Here is a 24628-nt window from a genome sequence, read left to right on the forward strand (position 1 = left end):
GAACATATTTATTCAAAAAAAAGACAAGAAATAGAAGACGGACTAAAAAATGTGGAAGTCATCGAGTCTCTTGGAAACAAAATTCTACTTGAAGGAAACATTAATATCCGAGCATCTGATTATCGATTCGAGGATAAAAAAAAGATATATAGCGGAGAAAAAAGACGTGGCAAGAACCAAGAGCCTAGCAAGATTTCTGAAATAACTCAACTCATTGAGTACGACAAATTTGAAGAAAAACAGATAGTGGATCGTAATCGGAAAATTTTAGACAAGTTTTTTGAGTTTTTACAGCAAGAAGAATTAATCGCACGACAATAGTTGCACTCAGACGACCCTTTGTTTTCAGAAGATGGTAGGCGATGCAGACTGAACTTGTTATGTGTTCAGAACTAGGTGGGCGATCGCCTTTCCCCAAAAAGCCAGCCATAGCGAAAACCGGAGGCAATGAGAGATAATCAGTAAAGAAATGTAAAAACCTCTCAGCAAAGGACAAACGCAACCATGCGCGTAATTTTAATGACGGGAAAAGGAGGCGTCGGCAAAACCTCTGTCGCAGCAGCTACAGGACTCCGCTGTGCCGAGTTGGGCTATCGTACCCTAGTGCTCAGTACCGATCCCGCCCACTCCCTCGCCGATAGTTTTGATGTAGAGCTTGGCCACGACCCCATCGAAGTGAAACCAAACCTCTGGGGCGCAGAACTTGATGCCCTGCGGGAGCTGGAAGGCAACTGGGGCGCAGTGAAACGCTACATTACCGAAGTCCTCCAAGCGCGCGGTCTCGATGGTGTCCAGGCAGAGGAACTCGCCATTCTGCCGGGCATGGATGAAATTTTTGGCCTGGTGCGCATGAAACGCCACTACGACGAAGGCACCTATGATGTTTTAATTATCGACTCGGCCCCCACGGGCACAGCTTTGCGTTTATTGAGTCTGCCGGAAGTGGGCGGCTGGTATATGCGCCGTTTCTATAAGCCCCTCCAGGGAATGTCCGTGGCGTTGCGGCCCCTCGTTGAACCCATTTGGAAGCCCCTCACGGGTTTTTCGTTGCCTAACAAAGAAGTAATGGATGCGCCCTATGAATTTTATGAGCAGATCGAAGCCCTTGAAAAAGTGCTGACCGATAACACCGTTACCTCCGTGCGGCTCGTGACGAATCCAGAGCGAATGGTGATTAAAGAATCTCTCCGCGCCCATGCCTATCTGAGCTTATACAACGTTTCGACGGATATGGTGGTGGCCAACCGGATTATCCCCGACAGTGTGAATGATCCGTTTTTTGCCAACTGGAAAGACAATCAACAGACCTATAAGCAGGAAATTCATGACAATTTCCACCCTCTGCCCGTGAAGGAAGTGCCCCTCTACCAGGAGGAATTATGCGGTTTGGCGGCCCTCGAACGACTCAAGGAAACCCTTTATGGTGAGGAAGATCCGACCCAGGTCTATTACAAAGAAGATACGGTGCGGATGATCCAAGGGGATGGCGGTTACAGCCTCGAACTTTACCTCCCCGGCATTCCCAAGGAGCAAATCCAGCTCAATAAAACGGGCGATGAACTGAATATCCGCATCGGCAACCACCGCCGGAATTTAGTTTTACCCCAAGCCCTCGCAGCGTTAAAACCCTCTGGGGCAAAGATAGAGGAAGATTTCCTGAAGATTAAGTTTGCGGCCTAGATTGCCCAGGATTTTTTAAATAAAAATCACTCAACTCTCTGTTCTGTCTCTGGAATGGAGAGTTTTTTTATTGAGATGAAAAATGTTTAGACTGCCCAACAATTGAACGAACCCGGTAAATGGGCCGCCCTTGAGATTCGTGGTAGGTGCGGATCAACAGTTCCCCCAAGAGGCCAAAACCAAAGAGTTGCACCCCGGCTAATAAAAGGATCGCTACCAGGAGCAACAAAGGGCGATCGCCAATCGCTTGGCCCAAAAAGATCTTGAGGAACGATAAATAGCCCCCCAAAATAAAGCCGACGAGGATAAAAATAATGCCGAGGTAGCCAAAAACGTGCATCGGGCGAGTGAGGAATTTTTTCATAAACCACACCGTCAGCAAATCCAGCAGCACCCGAAACGTCCGGTCTAGGCCATATTTACTGCTACCAAACTGGCGGGCATGGTGCCGCACGGGAATTTCAGAAATAGTCGCTCCCTCAATAAACGCTAGGGCAGGGATGAAGCGGTGCAGTTCCCCATAGAGATTGAGATCTGCTAAAATCTCCGTCCGGTAGGCCTTGAGGGAACAGCCATAGTCATGGAGATTGACCCCCGTTACCCGACGGATCAGGGCATTGGCAATTTTTGAAGGGAGAAGCCGCGTCCACTGGTTATCCTGTCGTTCCTTGCGCCAGCCGCTGACGAGATCATAACCTTCGTTCATTTTCTGGAGCAGGTTGGGGATATCCGCCGGATCATTTTGTAAATCTGCATCTAGGGAAATAATGATCTCCCCTTGGGCGTGTTGGAATCCCGCTGCCATCGCTGGGGTTTGGCCGTAGTTGCGCCGCAAAATAATTGCCCGCAGGTCTTCCCGCTCGGTGGCTAATTTTTTTAAGAGTGCCGTGGAGCCATCCTTCGAGCCATCGTCCACACAGATAATTTCGTAGGCATAGTTGTGGGCTTGCATCACCGAGGCGATCGCCTGGATCAAGTGGGGCAAACTTTCCACTTCGTTGTAGATGGGCACCACAATCGACAGGGTTTGCGTGGTGGCAGGCGCTTCGGTAATCGGGGCAGGGCTAGACATCAATGGTGGTTAAATTTGACAGGCTAAGGACGGTGGGGCGTAACTTTCCATGACGCGACCAAAACCGCAGAGGGTCTGGTGGTAGGCGCGACTAATCATGTCCCACGGCTCCCAGAGGCGATCGATGCCAATGCCATTGCGGCCCATCTCGATGCCGGAGCTATGGATATAATAGCCTTCTCCGAGGTACAGGGCGACGTGATCAATGCGTTGCTCTTTGGCAAAGAAAATCAAATCGCCGAGTTCCAGTTCTTCTTGGGAGATAGGCTCCACGAAATCCCCCTGTTGATAGGAGTTGCGCGGTAACCAAATCCCCTGGGAAGCATAGGCCGCCTGGATAAACCCAGAACAATCATAATTCGGTGCGGTGGTGCCCCCCCATAGATAGGTATTACTCACTCGTTTCGCAGCGTGGGCAAAGATCAAAATATTTTCCATGCGCGCTTCGATTTCCGGGCGATCAACAGGGACAAATTCGTAGGGTTCTTCGGCGACTTCGAGGTGTTGTAAATCTGCTTTTTTGAGCCAGGTACAATAGCCATCTTCGACGGTCATCACCCGCACAGCCTGGTCTGTTTCTTTATTGAGCATTTGCACCCGACGACCAGCGGCAGCTTGGGTACCGAGGGACTGACATTCGGCGTCGTCATATAGATCAAGGGTTTGCAGGCAAAAGTATTCACCACTGGGAGAAGGGGACAGTTGCATAGATTTCAAAGGGGTTAGGGGGGATGGATGCGGGAGGAGAGAAATCAACGGTGCAGCCGTCTTTGCCGCCTATTCTATCCTGACCTCGGCCTGGTGCAGCGATAACTGGAGGCGATCGCCATAGGTGAGATCCAGAATCAGGGGAGCAAGGACTTCGAGGGTGGCAGGGGCTTGGAAATGACCCAGTTTCGTTTCAGGGTGCGGGTAATAAATTAGGCCATCATACCGCTGCTGGCGGTGCTCAATGTAACAGGGACTAAAAGAAAAGGTCTCTGGGGAAAAATCCGGGTGCCATTGCAGATTTGTGAACGTATAACGGGGTTGAATCAGAGTAAAGGTTTTGGGCGCAATGGAGATATTGAGAGTACCCGGAAAATAACCGGATAAATCTAGGCCCAGGTTACGAAAATGAGGTGTTTGCAGCGCAATGGTACCCGCTTCATAGGGACTGTTTTTCGCTTGCCCCGAAGCCACTTGATGACCCCGTGTAAGCAAGCCCGTCACCGTTTGCCAGGTCATAGTTTTAATCCCGCTGGTGGGAAAATTGGTAAGCACCCACAAAGGCTAGGGCGATCGCCACCCCCGCCAAAATGGGAATCGCGTGCCAGGGAAATTCTGAGAGAGGCAAATAGGCCGCCGCCCGCAGTCCGGTGGTGGTGTAGGTGAGGGGAATGCAATAGACAATCGCCCGGAACAGACGGGGTAAAGTTTCCGGGTCGAAAAAGGTCGCCCCCAAAAAGGACATCGGCACAATCAAGAAATTATTAAAAATCCCCACACTTTCCAGGGATTTGACCCGTAGACCGACAATCACCCCTAACCCCGCAAACACAGCGCAGTTCAACAGCAGCAACAGAATGAACAGAGGATTGATAAAGCTAAAAACTTTGCCCGTAAAGAGAATCGCCACAATCAGCACCGACCCCGCCGTCATCAGTCCCCGCAGGATGCCAGCCATCATTTTCCCTAGGTGTAAGGCGAGGGGATGGACGGGCAACAGGAGCAATTCTTCAAAGGTTTTGCTGTAGAGGCGATCGCCACAGATCGAGAAAGTCGTCCCCCCGAAACTAATGGTCATCGAAGACAGGGCAACCATCCCCGGCAAGATAAATTCTAGGTAGGTATCCCCGGCGGGGGGAGTAATCGCTTGATCTAGGGCACTACCGAGTCCCAGACCAAAAGCCAAAATATAGATGAGTGGCGAAACCAAACCCGTTGCTGCCACCTGTTTGAGGCGCACCCGCAACTTTAACCAGTCCCCCCAAAAAACACCGAGGGTATCACCCCAAAGATGGGCGAGTTCAGAGCGTTGACGAGGCGGTGGGGTCGTGGTGGTACGGACTTGATCGGAGACGGCTTCTAGGTTAGTCACGGTGCTTTTTAGGACAACTTTACATCGCTTCACATTATCGAATTTTAGGCGAACTTGCTAGGGTTCATCATTTAGGTAGCTAATGATTCGGGGCTAGATTCGTAAACCAAATCAAACTGCCATGGGCCTTGAAGGATTTGGCATAAACGAGGTATTATTGTAAGCTGTGTCGATTTATAGAAACTTATATGCCTAAATTAAAGACTCGCCGTGCAGCTGCGAAACGGTTTAAGCTGACTGGCAGCGGCAAGAAAATCGCCCGTCGCAAAGCGTTTAAGAATCACCTTTTGAACCATAAGAGCGCAGAACAGAAGCGTCGTCGTCTGTCTGGGATGGCCCTCGTGGACAAGAGCGATGAGAAAAATGTTCGTCTGATGCTTCCCTACGCCTAGAGACAACGAACGGTAGAAACTGTCTGGTTTCTGAAAAATCGAGAGTTTTATTACTTAAATTATATATAGGTAAAGTTTATGCCAAGAGTAAAGCGCGGTAACGTCGCCCGTAAGCGTCGTAAAAAAATCCTTAAGTTAGCGAAAGGTTTCCGGGGTTCCCACTCCAAGCTCTTCCGCACTGCAAACCAGCAGGTCATGAAGGCACTCCGGAATGCCTACCGCGATCGCCGCAAGAAAAAGCGTGATTTTCGTCGTCTGTGGATCGTGCGGGTTAATGCCGCAGCTCGGTTGAATGGTCTGAGCTACAGCAAGCTTACCCACCAACTCAAAAAAGCGAACATTGAGATCAACCGGAAGATGCTGGCTGAACTGGCTGTTGTTGACCCCCAAGCCTTTGCCCAGGTGGTTGAAGTGGCAAAAAGTGCCTAGACAGTAACACCATTTCGTAGGTTGTGGCATTATTAAAAGTGAAGAATTGAATTAGCCCCCAGAGTAGCCATTCTGGGGTTTTTTTGTTAGGGGGAACTCATGGCGCGCGGTGGAGTATTTGGATATGGGTTGGCGATCGCCGCTAGCTTCTTTTTCGGGTCAACATCTTTAACCCAAGCCACCCCCCTCGAAACCATCCAAGCACGGGGGATCCTCCGGGTCGCGGTCAAGGAAAATGTGCGGCCCTTGGGATTTCGGGATGAAGCGGGAAATTTACAGGGCTTGGAAATCGATATTGCGCACCAACTGGCGGCGGAATTATTAGGCGATCGCCAAGCGGTAGAATTGATTCCCCTCACCAACCAGGAACGCCTCGATGCGGTGCTGACCGGGGAAGTGGATCTCGTCATTGCCCAACTCGGTCTCAATGCTTCCCGTCAACGGCTCGTGAATTTTAGTCCCTACTATTACCTCGATGGGATTGGCTTCGTGACACGGGATCGTGAGATCCAATCCCTAAATCAAATCAGTGATCAACGGGTCGTTGTCCTCGAAGGTTCCGAGGCGATCGCCGCCGTGCGCGCCTATTTCCCTGGAGTCACTCTCGTTGGCGTTAACTCCTACCAAGAGGCGTTAAATTACCTCGAAAATAACGAAACCGCCCTCTTTGCAGGGGATCATTCCGTCCTCACGGGTTGGGTACAGGAATACCCAGAATATCAACTTCTCCCCGCTTGGCTCACGGGAAATCCCTTGGCGATCGCCTTTCCCAAGGGAAGACAACACCAAAGCCTGAGTCAAGCCCTCCAGAAAACAGTAACCGATTGGCAAAATAGCAATTGGTTAACGGAACGTATCAATTATTGGGGTCTACCCCAATAGCAACTTAGTCTCAAAAGTAACTAGCGGCGAGTGCCCGTCACAAAAGGAGCATTAGGCTGACCCGTGCTAAAGGAGACCGTGAAACGATCATCCGTAAAAGTTCCTGTGGCAAACTTATACTCGTCCTGACTCCAACCAAAGACTAAGCTGGGACTATTGTAAAAAGATCCAAATTTAATCCCTGCGTTCACACCATATCTAGCAACCACAGTATCCTCATCAAAAGGTGTGTAATAACCAGACAGAGAGAAGTTATCTCCTAACTGAGTTCCTAATCTGAGCGTCAAGTTACTTTCATCAGAGTTGGGCAAAAGACCACCGAAGTTTTGATCTGCCGATAAAGTCACTCCCCCAAGTCGGGCCGCCGCACTTACCGTTGCTCGACTCCCGGTCGAACCCACAAAAATATCGCCAATCTGCTGATCTTGGTCAATCGCGTAATCCAAGCCTGCCGCTAAAGTAAACGAATTGCCATTATTTGCCGAAAAAGTTTTTGCAACATTGCCCCAGAGACGACTGTAGTAGTCTTTATCAGGATTGAGGTAGCCAATACCACCCACTTCTGCGCGCACCCCAGCATTCACATTTTGATAGCGATAATCCCCTCCGACATAGGCCTTGAGCCAATCTTGGGTATCTTCGGCTGTGTAATCAATTAAAGCTCCTAGATAGTAACGAGTCCGGTTGCGATTATCTGTGCGGTTGCCTGTAAAGCTAAGGTGAGGCACATAATTTGTTCGCTCACTGTAGCGAGTTTTGATGATTTGTGTTGCATCCCGCTCAAAAAAGGCCAAGCCAATTTGAGTATAGGCATTCTGAATATCATCAAAGTCCAACAATAGCTGCTGATCAACACCACCAACCTCGTTGAGTAATGTCGCTGCTACTTGGGCACTCAAATTATCTGCAACTTCGGCACCCCCTTCACCATAAGCGGCTGCCACCAGACGCGGCCCACTAAAATCTTTAAAACGACTGCCATCTTCTAAGATTTCAATCTCACGATCAACCACAGGAGAAAGACCGACCCAAAAACTGTTCGAGGTTGCTGCGGGAATATCCTCTGGCGGAGTACTTAGATCCGTAACACTTTCTGCACGGGAAACACTCCCTTGATAAGCCGTGAAGCTATTGGCAGGTAAGCGGGAATTGTTCGCAGCGCTAAACAAGTTAGCATTAACATTCGGATTTGGTGGTGCATCTCCCCCTTCTAGGGCTGGGTCAACATCCGGCAAGAGTAAGGTTGCTAGCTGCACTGCACTATCGAGGCCAAAATCTTCATCGTTGGGAATCGCTGCAAACCCGCGTACTGTTCGCCCTAAAACGGCTTCCTGGTCATTTTGCTTGAGCACTTGCCGCACATTGGCAATCCCAACACTGTAGGTATTATCTAAATTTTCGCGACGAATGGTTTGGCCCTGGCGACCTGTCTCTGGGCCAACGGCAACAATTCCAGAATTGGGTACGTTTAGTTCAATACCGACTTCTTGACCGGGTAATCCCCGTTGGAAACCAGGTTGCTTGATAAAGGCTAAGTTTTCTTCTGAAACGACCCCACCAAAAGCAACGCCCGAATCTAGGAGCCGACCGGGGAGAAGGGTATCTGGGTCATAACTTTGGGGATCGAAGGCAACCGGGGGTAAAAAACTACAAGTCTCATCACTACCACCTCCTCCGGGATCAAGGATGTCGCACCCTCCTGTGAGGGTGAACTGGTATAAATAGCCCCCTAGAGTTACAGCCTGATCAATCTCAGTTTCCACCTCCCGGTCTTGGGCGGCAGATCGCAGGCGTACGTAAGTTCCCCGAAAATCTGTCACCGCCACATTATCAGCGGTTGTTCCTTGGAAAATGTCAGAATCCAGCCGAGCAAAGCCGTCTACATTCACATCGCTTGTTGTGGCATCGGACAGGAGGCCAGAGGCGGCAATTTCCCAATCGGAAAAATGAGAAATCGGTACGCCATCCAGATTTTGTGTCGTGATTAAGGGATTAACACGATTGAGAGGCATTTTTTGAAGAAAATCGTCAGCCTCAGGAGCTGGCGTTTCTTCTTCTGGAATTGGATCTGGTGTTGGAACAGGAATTTGCGCGACGTCACTGTCTGTTTCTGTGCTGGCTTCTGTACTAGGAACTGGTGATGATGTTGCTACAGGACGCGAATTTTCTTGATTTGTCGCAACATTCCCTTGGGGTTGCACTGCTTCAGGTAGGCGAGGACGCTCTTGGGAATCGATTAAGTTCTCTTGTTGAAGCTCGCGGACGACGGATCTAATTTCACTGAGCTCTTCTTGGATATTACTGAGTTGTTCTTGGAGTGCGGAGAGATCGCCGAGCTGCGAAAGGAGCTGGGCTAACTGGATTAACTCAGCCGACGAGAGACCTGTTGCTGGTGCTTCGGAGCTATCTGTGGTGGGGACTTGGGCAATTAGTTGTGCTGTTGGAGGAGCTTCGGCTGATGGCTTTGATTCATCTTGTGCTGTGGTGGCAGGGGCGCGGGCGATGAGTTGCTGCTTTGGATTAGGCCCAGGAACAGTATTCTGAACTACAGTTGAAACTTCTGTTGGAGACTGGACTGCTTGGGCTTCTGGTGCAGAAGTGGGGGATAAATTGACCTGCTCAAGGGAATTATCAACGCTGACATTAGTCGCTTCCATTGCGGCGGCGAGGGTGGCGAAGGGAGTGGAGGCTATCGCACAAAGAAGACTACGGAGAATGGGGCGAGATCTAGGCAAGGTCATTTTGCTGTGGATTGTAAAAAATAGATGGTCACTAGAAAGATCTACAACAGAAACACAAAAGTAGTACGGCGTAATACAACCGGGCCTGAAGTTGGGCTTTGCTTTTAGCTCAACACCATTTTGCTGCGCCAATCGATAAAATTCAAGGCAGAGATTACTCGATAATATTTCACAATGTTAAATTTGAGTTATCGACAAGCTAACCTTATCAAAACAACAGTATCAATGATGTCTCTCGCCAGAAGATAGCTAAATTTGCTGAAAAAAGCAATATCTTAGATGGACTCACAGCAAGAAATCATTTTTTTGGGAAAGACAAAAATTTAAGATATGAACACAAAGCTCAAATACTGTTGTATTTTTATGATAAATGGGTATATTGTCTAAGAGGACAAGATTAAATGCTAAAAGCTTGATGGCTTTTAGATACTTTATCCTTTATTGTTCGCTTTTCTGCTCATATACTTACGTCTTCAGAACTAGCCGTGATTTTTTCCTATCAATTAGGTCACTGCTAGGCATGACAAAACAATCAACTCAACTTGGAAATATCCTAAATCCATGAAAAAATTTTCTTTTGCTTTAGCCGCCGCTAGTGCGCTCTCCCTCGGTCTCGCTTCCACTGCCCAAGCTGGTCAAGGTGGGATTGCCGCTGGTGCCGCTGCCACTTTCCTCCCCAATGGGAATGTCGAAAGCTTGTCTGTTGCTGCCGCTGTTGGTAAGGATTCCGCTGCTGTCGCCGTCCGTAGCCAGCTCGCTCCTATCATTGTCGACATCCCAACCATTGAAACAGTTACAATTGCGAACCCAAACTTTGTAAGTGGTACAACTCCTTCCACTATTGAAGTCGATCAGATCGTCTTAACCCCGACTGTAGTAGGAGATGGTGTAACAAATGAAGCCTATGCTCTTGGTGGAGGTAGCGACATCGAAGTTAACAGTATTGCCTCTTCTGAAGCGCTTAATGCAAACAACGTAGCACCGAACTCTGTCTTGTTTGGTGGCAACGACGACGACTTGAGTACTCCACAGGCTAACGCTCTTGCCGGTGGTGGTGGCAGCTTTGTCGTTTTCGATCCCGTCAATGGTGAAGTTATCCTTGTAGATGGTAATACTCCTAATTAATCCCTGATAGTGATCCTAGACAAATTTAAGTCGATAGGAATTTGAAACTAATCAGATAAGGTGTATTGCTTAAGAGTAATGCACCTTTTTTTGTGCTTTTCACTAAGATCTATAGTTGTATTACCAAAGCCTCAGCCAAACCCAACAAGAAACCACGGCAAAGCAGCGGATGGTTAACGGAACGTATCAATCATTGGGGACTCCCCTAAAGACCTGATACACTAGCAGGGCTTAAGTTTCTGTTGATTTTGCCGCAGCAGACTTAGGGAAGAATAAAAATTTTTTATAAAACCTGCTATCAATCATTTCCTGTTATGGATCAAGAGTTTCTGCCAATCTTTTATCTGTCTATCCTCGTTGCTCTGCTAGGGGGATTAGCCTTTTTTCTATTCCGTCAAGTTATTAAGACCCGCCGCGTTGAAAATACCTTTTCTAAGCTACAAACCAAGCTCAAGGCAGGCTCTGGCACTGCCAAAGAATATTACGAACTGGGTAGCCTCTATCTCGACAAAAAACTCTACGTCCAAGCGGCCCAGCTACTGCAAAAAGCCCTGAAAATTGAGAATGAGCTGGAACCGGAAAACCAAGCCCTCGTTTACAATGCCCTCGGCTATGCCTATTTCGCCCAGGAACAATATGACCTCGCCATTCGCCAGTACAAAGCAGCCCTAAAGGAAGTCCCGGATTACGTCACAGCTTTAAACAATCTGGCCAATGTGTACGAAAAAAAGCAAATGACAGCGAAAGCCCTGGAAACCTATGAACTTGCCCTAAAAGCAGAACCAGAGAATAAAACAGCCAAAAAACGGGCCGAATCACTCCGCAAACGGTTTGTTTCTTCTTAGACCCCTTCCGGCCTTCGGCCACCTTCCCCAGAGAAGGATGTGCTGGGGCCTTTTTTGGCGGCTGAATTATTTCACACGAGCCCGGAAGCGGATATAGCCATAGGAATTAGCTGGAGTTGCAGGGCTAGTCGCGGGGTCAACATTAGCTAGCTCAACTCTCAGGGTTCCATTTGGATTATCGGCGGCGGTCATGGGTTGTAGGTTGTCTGGACGAATACATCCGCTAGGGGTAAGGTCAGGGCCGAAAAATTGTCCCGCATCAACATCAGCAACGCCCGTTAAATTGGTTTCACTGTTGTTAAAGTTCAGTTTAATACCCATAGATGAACCGTAAGCATCTGGCGAATAATCTAAGTATTGGGATAGGCGATCGCAAATTTTGATATTGCTGGCCGGGGCATTGCCTTGATTGAGGAAATAAATAGTGTATTCAACTGTATCATTCGGTTTAGCCTCAAGGCCTAACTCTCCCACTGTGAAGGTGTTACTTTGATTGCCCGCACTATAACCAGGCCAAAACGGCGCATTATCATTAGCTGCGGTACTGTCACTACTCGTATCATCCCTATACACAGTGTAATTTGTAGTATTGTTTTCGCTGATAACCGCAGTAATACGTTTTACAAGAATTAAATCAGGAGCGTTAGCAACACCATCAGTAATCGTTGTCCGGTCTAAATCCGTATTATTGTCGTCATTGGGATCGGGTTGATCGCCAAAGACTGTAACAAAATTTTCGAGAGTACTGGGGGCGGTGTCTTGGACATACACCGTAATCGTCAAGGTTGGTGCCGTGGCTCCTGGGGTAAGGGTTCCGTTGTAACTGCATTCAATATCCCTCAGATCTTCGGGGGTTGGCGGGCCTGGGGCGGTAAAGCTCACAAGCGGACAAGTCCAATCTGTGCCTGTGCCCGAAACATAATAAAGACCATCAGGCAACTGATCGATTAACTGTATCCCTGTTGCGTCGGCTGTACTGGCGCTTTCATTTTTTACGGTCAATGTATAAACTCCTTGGGCTTCTTTTGTGAAATTGCCGCTATGAGCTTTGTCAACAGACAGATCTGCACTGCCTGTAATACTGGTGGGATCGGTGTCAGTGTTATTATTCGTATCAGCATCTCCCGGCGTTGTGACGATGGCACTGTTGGTGATGGAATTAGTCCCTGTTGGTGTAGTTGGGCCGATATCTACAACAATATCAACGGTATTTGTTTGACCGGGGGCCAAATCATCATTACTTATGCAAGTGACGACCTCTTGGGTACTGGTATTTCCTTGGGTTGTAACACTACAGCTCCAGCCCTGACCAACTGCACTGTTATAGGACAACTCCAGAGGAAGCGTGTCTGTAATGGTGATCGGATTTGTAATGGTGATATTGCCGACATTTTTCACTTCTAAGCTATAGGTTCCTTGGTGACCAATGGCAAAGCTACTAGCCAGGTGGCTTTTGGTGAGCGCCAAATCAAGGTTGCGGGTTTGTACAGGATCTGTTGTACTACTATTGTCATTATTGGGGTTGGGATCTGGAGTGGTCGCAGCATCGACGCTAGCTAAATTCGTAATAGTGCCAGTGGCGGCGCTATTTACATTGACAACTAAAGTGATCGTAGCGTTTTGGCCGACTGTTAGGCCGTTAGTTTTCGTGCAAGTAATAGCTTGACCAGAGGCATTACAACTAAAGCCATCGCCAGAACCGGAAACAAAATTCAAGTTGCTTGGCAAATTATCTATAACAGTGATCGCTTCGCCATCAGAAATATTAGAAAGGCCATTATTCGTTATTTCTAGTTCGTAGACTGCTTGTTCTCCGGCAACTAAACCAGGAATAGTTTCTGGGGGGGGAGAGGTATTTGTGATCGTCGAAATTAATGTTTTAGTGATGCTGAGGTCTGCGGCCTGTTGAACGGCTGTTGAGATGGTATGACGATTTCGACTATTGGAATTATTATCATTTAAAACAATATTGGCGCTGGGTTCTCCTGTTAGGTTTACTTGCGCAGTATTTGAAGTGGGATTAGTGGCAGTACCATCGACGAAAACATTTAGGTTAATCGATGTTGTTGCGCCTGCTGCGAGGTTGCTGCTTCGCGTACAAGTCACATTTTGACCGGAAGCAGTACAAGTCCAACCGGATCCGGTGCCGGAAATAAAAGTAAAACCTGTCGGCAAGGTATCCGTTACAGTAATCGGATTTGTCGTCGAGGCGATCGCCTCCGTTGGGCCATTGTTAAGAATATCCAACCGATAAGAAGACGTCTGTCCAATAGCAAAGCTACCGCCAGGGACACTTTTCGTAACCTTGAGATCGAAATTTGGTGCCACAACTAGAGTTTGTTCATAGCCAAAAAATTCTGCTAATCCAGTCGTTGTACCTGGTGCATAACCATTATTCGCCGTATTCGTATCCCCCGTTGTTGTGACCTGGGCAATATTATTAAAACTAAGTGGTAACGTTTCGGTTCCGGCGGGAATCCAAGTAGCAATGGGCTTGACACGAATCCTGATCGTACTAGAAGTACCAGCCGCCATAGCCGTACTACGAGCGCAACGCACAATATTGTTATTAATGCTATCTGCTGCCGGATTACTAATAGGATTAGCAGGGGTTGGATTTTCAACCAGGCAATTCCAGTTTGTTCCAGATGCCTCAAGTACTTGAAAACGATCCGGCACATCATCTACCACATTGATGTCATCAACCGTAGCATTAGTGCCCAGATTGTTCACCCTCAGAGTATAAACACCTTCTCCTCCAGTCGTGAAATTCGTCGTACCAGGATCTGTTGTTCCATCCATTGCATCTGTTTTGGTAATACTCAGATCAGTAACATTTAAACGAATCGAAGTAGAAGAAAGATTATCATTTGAATCTGTATCAACAAAAGTTCCATCAGTCTTCGGTGCGCTAACTCGGTTAACAATATTGCTGTTGACAATACCTAATGCTTGTAATTGAGCTAGAGTTTTAATGCTGCCAGTGAATGTATAAGTAACAATCCCCGTACCTTTGTTTAAAAAAGCTGTTTTATCAACTTGATATCTTGGGGGATTAGTATTAGGCACTAAATTAAAATTGACGGCTATGGGACTTGTGCGCCCTGAATTAGCAACTTGATTATCACAGACTGTTAAGGTTTGGCCCTGGCTACCAGTTGCAGAACAAGTTACCCCCGTTATGTTAATTTCAGGCGGGATAAAGTCTGAAATAGCCACATTAACACCATTTGGCCCACCGTTATTATTATTAGCGACCGTAACAGTATATTGAATGGGATTGCCGGGGCTTACTGTCGCCGTACAGCTTTCGGTGGTTCCATAATTGCTAGTTCCACCAGATAAAGTACAAGCAGGACTTGGAGTGACTCCGTTAATCTGAGTTAATTGCTTCCGAATCCCAATGTTGTATTTGTCATTATTACCAATCAAAACAGGTGTAGATTCAGTTGCTGTCTTTGATTGTGTTACCCCGTCATTAGCGCTATAAACTCCAACCGTATTAATCAGCGCAGTACTCGTCCCTGGGACTGTATTTGTCTGTCTTCCTCGCACAATTAGGCGCAATGTTGCAGTCTGACCAGGATTTAAAGTTCCAGGATAGACAAATGTAAAAAGTCCGCTATTGCCAACAGCACAAGTTGTTCCACTTGCGGGTAAAACTGGATTATTAATCCCTTGGTTACAAGTCCAGTTAATAACTGAACCATCTGGCCCTACTCCAGCAAAGGTTGTTGAAGCTAATTCAATAATATTGTTATTGCTGTTCGGCAAAGTTTCAGTGATGGCGATGGGGCCGACAGTTGGTGCAACGCCATTATTTCTTACAGCGATTTCATAGGTTAAATTTTCTCCGGTATAAGTTTGACCAGAAAGATTGTAAGTAAAAGCTGCCTCAAAATCATTTTTTGTAATCGTCAAATCAGAAACTGGCAATGTAATCAGAAAATCATCGCTGCTGGTGTTATCACTGCTATTTGCTTCTGTCGTGGCACTGGTAACGGTCGCTGTGTTTCTGACAACGGCGCTAGTACCCGAAGTAATCACACCACCATTTGCCCGAAAAACCAAGGGTAAAGCCGTCGCAGTTGTATTGCCGGGTAAAGGGATAGGATTAGTACCAGAAACGTAGGTACAGGTTAGATTTTGACCATCGATCGTACAATTCCAGACCGTAGGAATATTCGGATTATCAGCCAAGCTAAAAGTAAGTCCCTCCGGTAGCGTATCGGTAATGATCACTGGCGCTGCCGCTGTTAGGCTACTCTGATTTTGTACAGTGAAGGTATAGGTAATCGGAGATCCAGAGAGAACCACCGGGGCATTATTACTGGCTGGATTTGCGGCCGCATCAGGACTACTATCTGCTTTTGTGAGTTTCAGATTTGTGGCTTGGATAATGCTCGTGGGGTCAATATCTGTATTGTTGGCAAGATTAGGATCGGTGGTTGGACTACTTACTGTTGCTTGGTTAAAGGTATTCGCTGCGGCAGTTTCAGCAACATTAACACGGATACTTAAGGTTGTTACTCCTCCATTTGCTAAGTCATTAGGATTGGCACAGGTGATATTACGTGTTCCTGCACCGATACAAGTCCAACCGACAATCGTCCCTGATTGACTTTCTACGCCAATGTTGGAATTGGAAGGATTGAAAATAAAACCTTGGGGTAATGTGTCTGTGATAACAAGATCACTACGGGCTGTATCCAAGCCATTGTTGGTCACTTGGAAAGTATAGATGTTGTCTCCCGGTGTAAAGTTGCCAATATGGCTTTTGTTGATTACTAAATCAGCGCTAGGGTTTGTGACATTAAAATCGACAACCCCAAGACCTGACCCAAAGCCGCCATTGTAGTGAAAGCTACCACCAGAAAAATCAAGGATCAGGTGGTTAATTGTGTAGTTACCATTGCCCCCAAGAATCTTGAAGAGATAGCGCGTTCTAACGGTGTTACCCACCTTGCCGGCAGTGCTTGGATATTGGTCTGGGGTACCATTTAGGGCTACTGTTTCGTACTCACATACGCTAGAACTTGCCAAATATCCTGTCACTGTGGGGTCACTAATCCAGCCACAGGCATTGGCATAGATACTGGAATTGTCAGGGTTGCCGCCAACGTTACTGTAGTCTGTCTGGACATCAAGGATTTGAAAGACAGCATTGGGAAAGTCGGAACTGACGGTTAACTGGGGATAGGCCGTTGCGGTTCGAGTAGTGAGCTCAAAGGCATAGGTTCCGCCCACTTCCACACTGTAGCTGCTACCACCACCACTCGCAGTATCAAGATCATTGGCATTGATCCCAAAAATACTGGCCGCCGTTGTGGGAGCGAGTTGAGTGAAACCAGTCACACTATTACGAGCTTGGGAAAGAATTTTTTCGATATAAATCTGGCGGGGGTGCCCTGTATCGTACTCATTAATAGTGCCTTGGTAAGGATCGGGGTAACTATTGGTATCGACAGTGGCGGCGTTATCAGCGAAAGCTTCAATACGGTAACGTTGGACTCGATTATAAATATCCGAAGTACGAGTTAAGGTCAAAACATAGTAGGCATCGAAGCAGTTTTTGGGCCTGCTTGTTTGTTGGTGATGGTTTAGGGGGGGTGTACTTGTAGTTGATGGAGGCAGGCTCGGCACAAGCCATTGATCTTTGTAAAGTCCTGTGGTGCTCACACTGATAAGAGGATTAAAAGCACCTTCGCGAACAAAGCGAATTCTGAGGTTTTGGGCTGCTGTCGTAGTACTGAGGTTGCAAACCCTGGCGCCCACGAGAAATTTGTCGGGACCATCATTGGGATTATTACTATCTAGGCCGATGATATCCCAGGTGAGGGGTTCAATACTCAGGGGGCCAGAGGCGATCGCCGGCTGTATGTGGAATAAAAGATGTAAGCCAGATAGTTGGATGGTCAGGATTAATGTAACGAAAAAATTAAATAGAAAGCGCTGGGTTTGATGTTTTCTTTTTTGTGTTTTTTTCCGAACTGGATTGGTAGGGAAAGAATTTTGAAGAGGTTGTTCTTTGGGATTTTTTTTCAAAACTACAAATCGGCAAAAATCTCCTATGGCAACAAGAAAGGATAGGGGCAGTAATAGTACTTTAATAAGAGATTTAAAGCACATTACTTTAAGATTTTTTTGGAAATTGGTACTCTTTGCCATGGAGTTTTAAGGAGGGTATTGCGATGAGAATACGAAAACAAAAGACTTAAGGGATATTGTTTATTGCATGGCCTCTATGGGAAGAAAAGTAGTTTGATCCAGGGAAATATTTTATGATTTGACAAAGTTAAGCTCATTGGATTTTTTTAGAAGAATTAATCTGGGGAGGTATTGGCATTCCAGAGACGATCTAAGTCAATGGTTTGACCAAGTTGGCGGCTACGTTGGCGGCCACTGATTTGGAAAAGATTATCTAGGTTGCTTAGATCTTCACTGAGGAGGAAATAAAGCGCTGATTCTAAACGACGAATTTCTCTAGCACTGAGGAAGTTCGAGGTGGGTTCAAGGGCGGAAAGCTCAGGAGTGTTTTCATCTAAACGGCGATCGCCAAGGATCAGCGGTTCGGTATTGGCATTACCAAAGAGGAAACTGTCGTTGGTATCGAGGCGGCGGGCCTGGATCTCACCCCCAAAGACCGCATCATAAATTTCGGGGGCGAGGGCCTGGAGTTCACTCTCGCTCAACTCATCTAAACGGCGATCGCCAAAGATCAGCGGTTCGGTGGTGCTATTCGTGATCAACTCATTGGCTGCTGATTCATCCAAACGGCGATCGCCCAGAATTTGCGCCTCTGGTTGGGGTCTGGGCTGGGGTTCGCTGCGGGTGAGGAGCCGTTCTGTCGGGATCTCTGCAATGGGGTCAGATTCTGGCATCAAGCTCGTGACAAATTCGGTGATCGGATTCATCGGCGTAACATCGGCAAGGAGGAGGGTATCGGGATCAGCAAGTGCCACAAAACCGAGGATCCAGTAGGGCAGATAGGTAAAGTTGGGGTTGAGGTCAGCATCGGTGCGGTTATAGGTTTGGACTTGGAGATTTGTATCGTCGGGGGTAAAGGTAGCCTGGGATAAGTTCAATGAAAAACTTTGGGGCCGTTCCTGGCGAGAGTTGCGATTCACTGTACTGGTGGTGTTTTGGGGGAGATCAGGCGGTAAAGTCGCTAATTGGGGTAATTCTGTGTTGATTAAGTTACCCACAATGGGATTGCCACCGAGCTGGGTAGAAATGGCCTGGAAGGTGGCAGCAGTACCACTCAGGGTAAAGGTAATCGGCTGTTCTGGAACTTTGTTTTGGGAACTGTTGCCTAGGGATCGGAGCGTCAGGCGATCGCCACTGATCCCGCGACTGAGGAGATATTGGCGGGCGGTTTGCAGACGACGGGCTTCGAGATTATCGGGGGTAAGTTCAGCCAGGGGCGGGAGGATGCCTTGGATATCCAATTTTAGGTCTGAATATTGACCCAAAACAGTGACCAAACTATCGAGTACCATTTGTCCTTCTAGGGAAACACTGGTTTTCCCTCGCTCAAAATCAATGGCCTGGGACACATCCAAACGCAGGGGTGCTGCCAAGGCTGCCTGTAGATTTGCGTCCGGTTTGGGGGCTTCGACCATTAATTTGCGGGTTTCTGGCACAGCAGCAACGGGTTGCTGGCGACCAAAATCAAACAAACTGTCCAGCTTGAGAGTAACCCCCGCATACAAACCCCCATCCGAGCGACTGCCAGAGAAATCCCGATCATTGTTCACTTGACCAGAACTGTAGCCCACCGCAAAGCGGAGATTTGGTGTCGCATAATAGCCCACCTCCGCGAGCCAACCCATTTCGCTATAGCCTGCTGAATGTTGATTAATCCAACGAATTCCCCCAGTTAAGTCGAAATTACGATTAAGCAGATAAGTAGCCCGGAGTTGGGCGAGGGTCGCAGAAGTCGTTGTTTCAAAATCCTCGGCGAGCTTGAGGGTGGAGTGACGATAACCGAGCTTGCCATAAAACTCCCAGCGGTAGTTAGGCGCATAGATTGCTTCGGCCGCAAAAAGATGTTCCGTAACGTCATTGCCCAGACCCGTGAGGAGAGTGTCGGGAATGGTGTTTGGATTCTTGCGATATTCGTAGCGGAGGAGGGCGTTAAATTTATCCTCATAGGGATTGCGGTAGGCGAGACCAAGGCGCAAATCCGTTGAAGGAGGTAAACCACGGGTCGCTTGGCCTGCGGCGAAACGTCGGTCAAAATTAGCGAGGGCTGTCAGAGATGGCGATAGTTTGCCCCGCACTGAGGCGGTAATGTTACTGGTGCTGCTGCCGTTGGTATTGCGGAATTCGTAGCCCGCTTCGGCCTGGAAATTTTCACCATCGCCTCCACCTCGATAGCGGCCCCGGATACTCAGACTATCGCCCCCACGTAGGCCGGTCGAACGGGATGCCCCTTGACCCACTGCGCCATCACTACCCACAAAAAGATTACCCACAACTTTCTCGTAGGCAAAATCGAGGTCAAAATTTTTGAAGACGGCCCAGTTATGTTTAATGCCAAAGGTCGCTGCATCCTGCATCCCTGTACTAAAGCGTTCCATGTCATAACGGGCGCTGAGGATGGTGTTGTGCCAGGGTTTGTATTCGCCAGTAAGGCCAATGCTGGTGGTGCTTTGGCCAGCGAGGGTACCGCTGTGGTACCAGTTTTGGTTCAGGTTTAGGTTGATGCCCTGGGCGATCTTCCAGTCCAGGCCAATTTGACTGCGATCGCTAAATACGGCATCAGATTCCGCCGAGAGGGTGGTTTGGTTGAGGAGGCGCAGTTTAAGGCGATCGCTGAGGGGCGTTGTGAAATTGGTACGCAGTTGGGTAGAGCTACCGTCGTTTTCAGGGTTGAGATAATCAAGGCGATCGCGGAATAACAAATCCACATTCAGATTCGCTTTGCCGAAACGCTGGGCGAGGCCGGCGGTGATGGTGGTGAGTTCGTTGTCCACCAGTCCAGTGGGAATCCCCTCTTGGCCGGCGTTGATCAGATCACCGAGGGTAACGATGGGGCGAATATTCACCCCCTGATTTTTTTCGTGGTCGTAGTTAAAACGCAGTTGGGTGCTGGGGGAGAGCTGGGCATTTAGGTCAACGCCATAGCGAGTCTGGCCGGGGACAAAACTAATGGTGGAACGGTTGGCAAAACCGGTGTCGGCATGGCGGTAGTAGGCCCGTCCGGTAAAACCATCGGCAAATTTAGCATCCAATTCAAAGCGGTAGGCGGAACCGGAAACGTTCCCTAATTCGGCAGAACTATTTTGGCTCTGGGCGTATTCACCAATAAATTTGTAGTTTTCACCGAGGTGAATTTGAGCATCAACCCCATAAACTTCGAGATCTCGCTCTCCTTGGTTTTCACGGAAGTAGGTCGCCCCGATCCAACTGGCCTGCCCTGGGTTGCGCTTGAAATGGTAGCGTAGTCGTCCGGCATATACTTTATTGTCTTCACCGCTTTCATTTTGGTAGGTGACAACAATCCGCCGCACAAGAATTTCACCGTTGTCGCCTATTTCTGTGCGTAGTACAGGATCGTTAAAGACAATGCTGCCCCGGTCGTAGTCAATTTCGTAATCTTGGCCCCGGAATAGGCGATCGCGCCAAATAATCGTACCGGGTCGTTCGAGTTCCTCTAGCTCAAAGTACACTTCTTCACTGCCGGGGACGACGAGGCGTTGGGTGAGGAAATAAAAACCGCTCGTGCCATCGGGGAGGAGGGTATCCCGCTGGAAGGCTTCTCCGCCCTGGCTATAAAGGGCAGAAATTTGCAGATCGCCAAGGTTGTAGTTTAGCTTTGCACCGTGGAGTTGGCGACTGAGGGCGGTGAATTCTTGGGAGCTGGTGGCAAATTCCTGACCTGTGCCGTAGTCCCCCCACATGACGTAGTCGGGGTCAGTCGCGCCTTCAATATCCGGAGTGCGTTCGAGGCGGAGGTAGAGACTGTCCTGGGAGGGGGTCAGGTTGCGGACGGTGGAATTGTCGCCATAGGTCAGATAAGGTTTTTCGATGGTTTGGTCGGCGCGAAAGAGGCGATTGGTACAAGTTTCACAGGCTTCATTTAGGGGGCGATCGCCATTGAAAGCCGCGGTGAAGAGCCAATCCCCAATCGTACCTGTGGCAAAGGCTGCGCCATCCACATCAATGACGGTATCGCCGTCAGCATCAGGGTTGAGGAAATCGCGATAACTACTGAAATAGTCCGTATTGTCTGCCCCGACCCGGAGGTTGATTACCCCCGTCAACAGGCTAGGACGGAGGGCGGTTTCAAATTGGACTTGGGTATAGGCTTCTAGTTCAAAGAGGCGGGCGCGAATTTGGACGGGGCCACTGTCAAGGGAGGATTGGAGGGTAGCAGTAAATTCCCCATCCTTGGCATCCACCTGGAAACCCGGTGCTTCAGGCCCGGCATCTTCTCCAAGAAATTCGCCGGCGGTGGCTTCGAGGGTAATCCGACCGCCCCCACTGGCCCGGTTGCCATTTTTATCGAGCAATATCCCTTGGATTGTCACAGGCGATCGCCCATCGGCGGGCACCCGCGTTTCAACGGTCGAGAGCCGTAAATTTGCCACATCCCCCGGCGCTTGCACTTGGATTTCATTGCTAACCGTGGTGCCATTGAGGGTGGCCGTCGCCTCGAGGGTATTCTCCCCAGGGCTAAAAATCACCCCGTACCAGGTTTGACGCACCATCCCCGTGCTACCGTTGGTTTCCAGTTGGCCAATTTGATTCGAGTCAATTTCGACACCATTAACGCTGAGGGTGGTGGTGCTGCTTGTGGGGACTTCGATCACGACGGCACTGGCATTTTTCTCTAAAATCGTCCCCGACCCAGGGCTAATAAATTGCACGGTGGGTTGGGCGATCGCCGTTGGCATTGGAGTAGACTCAATAACCGGCGTCAGGGTCTCCCGACTGTCTAGCGATTCAGTCGCCACGGGTACAGTCGGGGATGATTGGGCCAGTAGGATTTCTCCCTGGATCTCACTTGCTGCAGACGGTTTATTGAGGATCGCTTGAAACTCAGTTTCCTGGGGGCCTGTTGGCGTCTGGGTGGTTACAACCCCACTGATTTCAGCCGTTGTCACTGTTGGCGTTTGGGCCGTTACTTCAGTAAACCAACCGCTGAGGGCCAAAATTAATGTTGTTAGGGGAACGGAGAAGCGTTTTTTCATTCGTCTTCTCCAGGGATTAAAGGCGTTACGGCAAAGTTCATCCGGGCCATGCCACCGGGTTCGAGGCGCACTGTGCGACTATAGGTGCGGTCTTCGGCAATGAATTTTTCGTTAGGGGCGGGGGCATAACCGGGGACACTGGTCAGATCCAAGACCCCTGCATGCCAACCAGGGAGAACATTGGCGACGGAAAACAGGCCATTTTCATCGGTGACAATGCGGTTGCCATTTTCCATAAAGACGACGGCGTTGGGGATGCCGGGTTCACCATATTGCTGTTCGCCATCGAAGTTTTTATCTTCAAAAACTCGCCCGATAATCGTGCCCAAATCTGAAATCAGCCCATTGCGGATACCGATGGTATAAACGGCGGGGCCATCGCGGATCGGGAAGTCGTTATCGCTGCGATCGCCTTCGACAAAAGCAATATTGCGCCCATCACCCCGCAGGGCATCGGGGGTAATTTCTACGGCATAGACAATGCGGGCCAGGGGGTTATTTTCGGGAGGGGTTCCACCGGGTAAGGGCTCTTGAAATGTAAAGGTAATATCTCGACCATTTACCTGGGTTTCCAGAATCGCCGGATTTTCGCCAATGATCCCTTGCACGGAATCTTCAATTAACTGGAAGCCGAGGGGAAGGCGATCGCGTACTTCAACATTTTCTAAACTGCTTGTGCTGAGATTATTGATACTCAGGCGATAAACAGCAATGCCTCCAGGTGTAACGGTGGCGCGGTCGGCGGTTTTTTGGATGGCGATCGCTTCGTTCTGACAAAGAGTTGCAAAGAATGTAGTGAACACGACTAGGGCATTTCTTTCGGCACGGGGAATGGTGATCTCCTGATTCATCATCGAAGGATTATCCAGACTCAGGGGAAGACCATCGAGGGCGTTGGCTACATAGGTAAAAGAATTTGGCGCAACTGCTGTAATCCGAATTTGGATCCGGCGCTCATCCAGGAACGAGCCAAGCGGTGGCCGAATCAGCAAAATATATGTAGTATCAACAGCAATCTGGTCATTGCGTAGTAAGAAATTAAACTGGCCCCGCAAGTCTGGGTTTCCTAGAGCCTCGGTTTCGCCTAAGTCAAAAGGATTTTTATTCTCAGGGTTAACATTCACGATGCCTGGGGGGAAAGGCGGAATGCCATTAGGGGAAGGCTCAAGGACGAGTAAAGGGCCAAGCTCTGTTTGTAAAGGGCCAGTTGCTTCGTATAACGCGATCAAAAAGCCACGGTAGTCGGCGAGGGGTTCCCCGGCACAACCGACCACTCGACCCAAGGGATCTGTAAGCAGTCGCGAATTGTCAAAATCAAGGACGATTTGATTGGTGTTGACGCTAAAAGTCGTATCACCCGTCTGATAACTGGCTCCGGCCCGGTTAAAGAGGGTAACGGTGTCTGTCGTCTCTGGGGACTGGGCCAAAACCAAAGGCATACCTAAATTCAAGCCAACGCTAACTAGGGCGATCGCCAGTGGCGATCGCTTGAGGATTAGTCGTGAATGGTCAAGAAAATTAGGCATTAAAAAAACTCTGGCCGACGAAGGCCTCCAAAAAAGTAAAGACCAGTGAATGTTTGACGTTTATTGAACGCGGACTTGGTACTGGCCATTCACGCTAGCCCTTGCAGGGACAGCATTTTGGAAGGTCCAACGCACATGGGTATAGCGTTCCGCTGGGGCCGGGCGCGTTTCCACACGACCATCGGGCAAGGTGACGCGAATCGTCGGGTTGGCACTGTAGGTTTTGCCGCCATCGATGCTGTAAGTGATTGTTGCGCCACCCACAGAGGCCGCTGACCCCATCACATAGACAGTATTGGCGGGCAGATCATCGGTAAGGACAAGGCCGGAAATGGGTTGTTCGGTGCGATTGTTGCCGCTGACGGTGTAGCGAATGGTGTCACCGGGTTTGACCCTAGGGGCGGGCCGCATAAAACCACCCTCTAGGCTACGCCAGGCAACTTTTTGTTCACCACGCCAATTTTTTTCGATTACCCGCAGATGGCCAGCTAGCTCAACATCAAGGTTCTGCTGGGTTTGGGCGAGGACAGGCTGGGGAGAAATTTGGGGCATCGTCTGGGGTACGATGCCAACGCCTAAGGAAATACCAGCCAAGATTGTAAAAAGAGACTTTTTCATGATCCAGGAAAGTTTGTTGTAAATGAAGGATTGAATGGAT

Annotated in this window: 16 protein-coding genes; 7 read left to right on the top strand and 9 right to left on the bottom strand. The window is 48.8% G+C overall.

What is annotated here, in order from left to right:
- Together AACR41_RS10320 and AACR41_RS10325 are read left to right on the top strand one after the other, a co-directional pair.
- The coding region (locus AACR41_RS10320; RefSeq protein ID WP_030006590.1) for a GmrSD restriction endonuclease domain-containing protein at window positions 1-321 on the top strand (321 nt) is incomplete at its 5' end.
- A gap of 183 nt (window positions 322-504) precedes the next feature.
- A complete protein-coding gene (locus AACR41_RS10325) occupies window positions 505-1680 on the top strand; it encodes a TRC40/GET3/ArsA family transport-energizing ATPase (protein ID WP_012307786.1) in 1176 nt (391 codons plus the stop codon).
- Window positions 1681-1747: 67 nt separating this feature from the next.
- On the opposite strand, the gene AACR41_RS10330 is transcribed toward AACR41_RS10325, so the two are convergent.
- The 4 genes from AACR41_RS10330 to AACR41_RS10345 all read right to left on the bottom strand — a co-directional run bounded on the left by AACR41_RS10330 (window position 1748) and on the right by AACR41_RS10345 (window position 4832).
- Window positions 1748-2752 carry a glycosyltransferase family 2 protein gene (locus AACR41_RS10330; RefSeq protein ID WP_045441721.1) on the bottom strand — a complete coding sequence of 335 codons (1005 nt, stop codon included), beginning with the start codon at window positions 2750-2752 and terminating at the stop codon, window positions 1748-1750.
- Window positions 2753-2761: 9 nt separating this feature from the next.
- Window positions 2762-3460 (bottom strand): C40 family peptidase, encoded by a 699-nt coding sequence (locus AACR41_RS10335; RefSeq protein WP_030006592.1) that lies wholly within the window; start codon window positions 3458-3460, stop codon window positions 2762-2764.
- Window positions 3461-3529: 69 nt separating this feature from the next.
- Window positions 3530-3979 carry a hypothetical protein gene (locus tag AACR41_RS10340; RefSeq protein ID WP_030006593.1) on the bottom strand — a complete coding sequence of 150 codons (450 nt, stop codon included), beginning with the start codon at window positions 3977-3979 and terminating at the stop codon, window positions 3530-3532.
- A 4-nt stretch (window positions 3980-3983) separates the two neighbouring features.
- A complete protein-coding gene (locus AACR41_RS10345; RefSeq protein WP_030006594.1) occupies window positions 3984-4832 on the bottom strand; it encodes an ABC transporter permease in 849 nt (282 codons plus the stop codon).
- 188 nt (window positions 4833-5020) lie between these two features.
- On the opposite strand from AACR41_RS10345, the gene rpmI reads away from it, so the two are divergent.
- The 3 genes from rpmI to AACR41_RS10360 all read left to right on the top strand — a co-directional run bounded on the left by rpmI (window position 5021) and on the right by AACR41_RS10360 (window position 6535).
- Complete coding sequence (gene rpmI, locus AACR41_RS10350; RefSeq protein WP_012307781.1) at window positions 5021-5224, top strand: 50S ribosomal protein L35; 204 nt, start codon at window positions 5021-5023, stop codon at window positions 5222-5224.
- A gap of 78 nt (window positions 5225-5302) precedes the next feature.
- On the top strand, window positions 5303-5653 hold the full coding sequence (gene rplT, locus AACR41_RS10355; RefSeq protein WP_012307780.1) for a 50S ribosomal protein L20: 351 nt from the start codon (window positions 5303-5305) through the stop codon (window positions 5651-5653).
- A 99-nt stretch (window positions 5654-5752) separates the two neighbouring features.
- On the top strand, window positions 5753-6535 hold the full coding sequence (locus AACR41_RS10360) for a transporter substrate-binding domain-containing protein (protein ID WP_030006595.1): 783 nt from the start codon (window positions 5753-5755) through the stop codon (window positions 6533-6535).
- A 20-nt stretch (window positions 6536-6555) separates the two neighbouring features.
- On the opposite strand, the gene AACR41_RS10365 is transcribed toward AACR41_RS10360, so the two are convergent.
- The gene (locus tag AACR41_RS10365; RefSeq protein WP_339367636.1) at window positions 6556-9270 is read right to left on the bottom strand and encodes a hypothetical protein; all 2715 of its coding nucleotides are present in this window, start codon (window positions 9268-9270) and stop codon (window positions 6556-6558) included.
- 567 nt (window positions 9271-9837) lie between these two features.
- Here AACR41_RS10365 and AACR41_RS10370 point away from each other — a divergent pair.
- Both AACR41_RS10370 and AACR41_RS10375 read left to right on the top strand, forming a co-directional pair.
- Window positions 9838-10401 carry a hypothetical protein gene (locus tag AACR41_RS10370; RefSeq protein WP_030006597.1) on the top strand — a complete coding sequence of 188 codons (564 nt, stop codon included), beginning with the start codon at window positions 9838-9840 and terminating at the stop codon, window positions 10399-10401.
- Between the two features lie 314 nt (window positions 10402-10715).
- Complete coding sequence (locus tag AACR41_RS10375; protein ID WP_030006598.1) at window positions 10716-11246, top strand: tetratricopeptide repeat protein; 531 nt, start codon at window positions 10716-10718, stop codon at window positions 11244-11246.
- A 66-nt stretch (window positions 11247-11312) separates the two neighbouring features.
- Here the strand turns inward: AACR41_RS10375 and AACR41_RS10380 are convergent, their stop codons facing one another.
- From AACR41_RS10380 to AACR41_RS10395, 4 genes are all read right to left on the bottom strand, one after another.
- Window positions 11313-17414: a DUF11 domain-containing protein gene (locus AACR41_RS10380; protein ID WP_084149999.1), complete on the bottom strand. Its 6102-nt coding sequence runs from the start codon at window positions 17412-17414 to the stop codon at window positions 11313-11315.
- A gap of 155 nt (window positions 17415-17569) precedes the next feature.
- A complete protein-coding gene (locus AACR41_RS10385) occupies window positions 17570-22444 on the bottom strand; it encodes a hypothetical protein (protein WP_052349635.1) in 4875 nt (1624 codons plus the stop codon).
- Window positions 22441-23970 carry a DUF11 domain-containing protein gene (locus AACR41_RS10390; RefSeq protein WP_084150000.1) on the bottom strand — a complete coding sequence of 510 codons (1530 nt, stop codon included), beginning with the start codon at window positions 23968-23970 and terminating at the stop codon, window positions 22441-22443. Before AACR41_RS10390 ends, AACR41_RS10385 begins: the two co-directional genes overlap by 4 nt.
- Before the next feature lie 60 nt (window positions 23971-24030).
- Entirely contained in the window at window positions 24031-24588 is a 558-nt protein-coding gene (locus tag AACR41_RS10395; RefSeq protein WP_030006602.1) for a DUF11 domain-containing protein, read from the bottom strand.
- Window positions 24589-24628 lie beyond the last annotated feature (40 nt).

This window comes from Picosynechococcus sp. NKBG042902 (assembly GCF_963864045.1).
Classification (GTDB): Bacteria; Cyanobacteriota; Cyanobacteriia; order Cyanobacteriales; family MRBY01; genus MRBY01.

What these genes read in the sequence shown, in the direction of transcription:
- AACR41_RS10395 (WP_030006602.1), bottom strand. Translation starts at nt 24,588, where the DNA reads ATGAAAAAGTCTCTTTTTACAATCTTGGCTGGTATTTCCTTAGGCGTT.
- AACR41_RS10360 (WP_030006595.1), top strand. Translation starts at nt 5,753, where the DNA reads ATGGCGCGCGGTGGAGTATTTGGATATGGGTTGGCGATCGCCGCTAGC.
- rplT (WP_012307780.1), top strand. Translation starts at nt 5,303, where the DNA reads ATGCCAAGAGTAAAGCGCGGTAACGTCGCCCGTAAGCGTCGTAAAAAA.
- AACR41_RS10385 (WP_052349635.1), bottom strand. Translation starts at nt 22,444, where the DNA reads ATGAAAAAACGCTTCTCCGTTCCCCTAACAACATTAATTTTGGCCCTC.
- AACR41_RS10335 (WP_030006592.1), bottom strand. Translation starts at nt 3,460, where the DNA reads ATGCAACTGTCCCCTTCTCCCAGTGGTGAATACTTTTGCCTGCAAACC.
- AACR41_RS10390 (WP_084150000.1), bottom strand. Translation starts at nt 23,970, where the DNA reads ATGCCTAATTTTCTTGACCATTCACGACTAATCCTCAAGCGATCGCCA.
- AACR41_RS10375 (WP_030006598.1), top strand. Translation starts at nt 10,716, where the DNA reads ATGGATCAAGAGTTTCTGCCAATCTTTTATCTGTCTATCCTCGTTGCT.
- AACR41_RS10380 (WP_084149999.1), bottom strand. Translation starts at nt 17,414, where the DNA reads ATGGCAAAGAGTACCAATTTCCAAAAAAATCTTAAAGTAATGTGCTTT.
- AACR41_RS10330 (WP_045441721.1), bottom strand. Translation starts at nt 2,752, where the DNA reads ATGTCTAGCCCTGCCCCGATTACCGAAGCGCCTGCCACCACGCAAACC.
- AACR41_RS10340 (WP_030006593.1), bottom strand. Translation starts at nt 3,979, where the DNA reads ATGACCTGGCAAACGGTGACGGGCTTGCTTACACGGGGTCATCAAGTG.
- AACR41_RS10325 (WP_012307786.1), top strand. Translation starts at nt 505, where the DNA reads ATGCGCGTAATTTTAATGACGGGAAAAGGAGGCGTCGGCAAAACCTCT.
- AACR41_RS10370 (WP_030006597.1), top strand. Translation starts at nt 9,838, where the DNA reads ATGAAAAAATTTTCTTTTGCTTTAGCCGCCGCTAGTGCGCTCTCCCTC.
- rpmI (WP_012307781.1), top strand. Translation starts at nt 5,021, where the DNA reads ATGCCTAAATTAAAGACTCGCCGTGCAGCTGCGAAACGGTTTAAGCTG.